The sequence below is a fragment of the Methylobacter marinus A45 genome (assembly GCF_000383855.1).
GTDB lineage: Bacteria > Pseudomonadota > Gammaproteobacteria > Methylococcales > Methylomonadaceae > Methylobacter > Methylobacter marinus.
The window spans coordinates 4981191-4984123 of sequence record NZ_KB912877.1; the positions used below are offsets into that span (position 1 = coordinate 4981191).

At 47.5% G+C, this 2933-nt stretch carries 5 protein-coding genes; all 5 read left to right on the forward strand.

From position 1 onward, the window contains the following. The coding region (locus METMA_RS27945) for an RHS repeat-associated core domain-containing protein (RefSeq protein WP_027147570.1) at positions 1 to 693 on the forward strand (693 nt) is incomplete at its 5' end. Then, positions 690 to 1010, forward strand: coding sequence for a hypothetical protein (locus tag METMA_RS0123520; RefSeq protein ID WP_020161579.1), 321 nt, complete (start codon positions 690 to 692; stop codon positions 1008 to 1010). The genes METMA_RS27945 and METMA_RS0123520, both read left to right, overlap by 4 nt. 50 nt (positions 1011 to 1060) lie before the next feature. Beyond that, a complete protein-coding gene (locus tag METMA_RS0123525) occupies positions 1061 to 1552 on the forward strand; it encodes an REP-associated tyrosine transposase (RefSeq protein WP_027147571.1) in 492 nt (163 codons plus the stop codon). Between the two features lie 511 nt (positions 1553 to 2063). After that, on the forward strand, positions 2064 to 2426 hold the full coding sequence (locus METMA_RS0123535) for a hypothetical protein (RefSeq protein WP_020161582.1): 363 nt from the start codon (positions 2064 to 2066) through the stop codon (positions 2424 to 2426). 239 nt (positions 2427 to 2665) lie between these two features. Beyond that, positions 2666 to 2933: RHS repeat domain-containing protein (locus METMA_RS28325; RefSeq protein ID WP_198014612.1), on the forward strand; the 268-nt coding region annotated here is incomplete at its 3' end.

Sequence of the window (2933 nt, forward strand, 5' to 3'; positions counted from 1 at the left end):
TATCTGTTCGAGCCCGGCGGCTTCCGGCCCTTGGCCTGCATCGACCAGGCCGGCGGCGCGGCCTCACAGGTCTATTACTACCACCTGGATCATCTGGGCACACCGCGCGAGCTGACCGATACGACTGGGAAAATCGTCTGGTCGGCCCGCTACCGGGCTTATGGTTCGCTGGCCCTGGCCGATGTGGCCGACATCGATAATCCGCTGCGGTTTCAGGGGCAGTATTTTGATGCCGAGACGGGGCTGCATTACAATCTGCACCGGTATTATGATCCCCAGGCCGGGCGCTTCATCCATCAGGATCCGATAGGGCTGGCCGGCGGCGTGAATCTGTTCCAGTATGCGGTTAATCCGGTCAATTGGATTGATCCGTTGGGGTTGACCAGTATATATAAGGATGCCCCATACCATGGAAAGATAGATAATTCAGTAAAAAGTAGAGCGCCAATTAATGGGCAAGCGGCTTTAGACAACTCTGTCCAAGTTAAAGATACCTCTCCCCGAAGAGTTGGAGTGGATGTAGCAAATAATGAGATAGTTGTTATGGATAGAACACGAATATTATCAGACGGTAGTGAGCTTTTTCATGGGCATGTTAGGGAATGGGATAAATTGCATAGTGAACAACAAGCCGCATTGAAAAAAGCAGGAAAAGTAGATAGAAAAGGTAAAATGCTGGATTGTTCCAAATGAAAGATTATTCTATAGCTGAACTAGAAGATATTTTAAATTCAGAAGATATTGAGAAAGTAACCAATGCTCTCTTGTATGTGACGTTTAATGTTGATGATTTTGATTGGGTTCAAGAGATATGTATCAATATGGTTAACCATAAAAATGAAGATGTAAGTGGCTTAGCCATTACTTGCTTAGGACACATAGCAAGAATTCATTCTAAGATAAATAGAAAAAAAGTAATTCCTGTTTTAGAAGAAAAGGCAAAAGATAGCAAATTTGCAGGCCGCGTAGAAGATGCGATGGATGATATTGAGATGTTTGCAGAGCCATAGGATGCGCTGAGGTACGAAGCGCATCGTTCGAGTAACCATCAAGCAGACCAATAACAGACTACCGCCGAATCTACGCCCCTGGCTCAACCTGGTTCTTCACCGTTAATCTTGCCGAACGCCGGAATAATTATCTCTTGGTGGAAAAGATTGATCTGTTGAGAGCCGCTTATCGTTACGTCAAGGAGCGCAAGCCTTACCGGATTAATGCCGTCGTTATCCTGCCTGACCATCTGCATTGCATCTGGACATTATCGCCCGGAGACGGGGATTTTTCCATGCGCTGGAATCTGCTCAAAGGTCATTTTTCCCGTGCCATGCCGCAAGGCGAGAGAATTTCCTCAAGCCGGGGCAAGCGCCGGGAACGCGGCTTATGGCAGCGCCGATTCTGGGCGCGTTTATTATGTGACCAAGCCGATTTTAACAATCATATGGATTACATCCATTGGAATCCTGTCAAGCATGGCTATGTACGGAAAGTTGCCGACTGGCCGCATTCGAGTTTTCACCGGTTTGTTGAACAGGGTATTTACCCGATGAACTAGGGGCATTCGGGTAATTTTGATAGCCATATAAATGAATGCCTCGAACGATGCGCTTCGTGCCTCAGCACATCCTATGGCCCTGGATTGATCCGTTGGGGTTGACGGGAAAGGATTGTGCACCAATAACTGATCCGGCAAAACTACTATCACCACCTAGGGAGTCTAACCCCTGGATGCCTAATACACCATTAGAGAGTAATATAGTTGGATCTGATGGAATGACTGTATACCGTGCGCATGGTCAAGGTCGAGCAACTGGGGGTTGGGTGACATTAGAACCCCCTCCAAATCAATCTTATGTAAGAAAAGAATTAGCTGTTCACCCAGACTGGAACGATGCAACTCATTATTCAGAAATACAATTGGCACCAGGAACAAGATATCAATCCGGGATAGCTGGGCCTCAGGACTTTCCAGGGGGTGACGGAGGAGGTCACCAGATTCAGATTTTGAACTTTGGAGATATATTGAAACAAAAAGTTGTCTCAACCCATTCATTACCAAGGTAACTATGGCTGACTTAACTATAATTTCTAACAGTGGAAAATTGACTATAGACCTTTTTTTTGAGGGTGAAATGCATTTCGGTCCTATGTACTTTAAGCCAAGATTTGTGGGATTCCAGCCTGAGTTAACACCTAGTTTTATTACTGAAAACATCGTTTGGAGTCTTGATGATAAGTATGTTGCTCTGGCTGAAGTTTCGGCTAATCTCGACTCAATGAAACTGCTTTTAATCAATACAGCGAACGGCTCAGTAAAAATTCTTGATCAATGCAAAGGCCTGTTAGTTCCAATAAGTGTTAGCAACAGCGGAGAAGTAGAATTTGAATGGAGGGAAAAAGGAGTGAAGGAAATAAGAGTTAGGGCGTAACCTGCAGAGAACGGGGTCAGAGAACGGGGTCAGGTCTTGCAGTCCAACATTTTTTGGTGTGAAGCTCGTGACTCAACATGCCCGAAAGCCAGTCATTTACCATGATTCCATTCATATGCCTTGACATGGCTGTATGATGGATGACTTGCAAGGTGGATTTGCTTTGGCAATCCACCAACAAATGAAGTCTTAAAGCCATGATGTTCCGCGATATTACCGAACCTGCCTGAAATGGCGGTTTGCTGCGCGAAACCGCCCTACCTGGCTTGGACAACACGGTCAGCGAGTTCAGCTACGACCCGCTCGGCTGCCTGACCCGCGCCCACAACAGCCACGCGCAGCTACGGTTCCAGTACAATCCCCTCGGCCAGGTCATCAGCGAAAGCCAGGCCGGCCGACTCACTACCCGCTACGCCTACGACAGCGACAACCGCCTGATCCGGGCCGAAACGCCCGACGGCGTCAGCCAGTACCGCTACGACCCGCTGGGCCGACGTATCGCCAAGG

Coding starts and splice junctions, on each gene's coding strand:
- METMA_RS0123520 (WP_020161579.1), top strand. CDS start 690: ATGAAAGATTATTCTATAGCTGAACTAGAAGATATTTTAAATTCAGAA.
- METMA_RS0123535 (WP_020161582.1), top strand. CDS start 2,064: ATGGCTGACTTAACTATAATTTCTAACAGTGGAAAATTGACTATAGAC.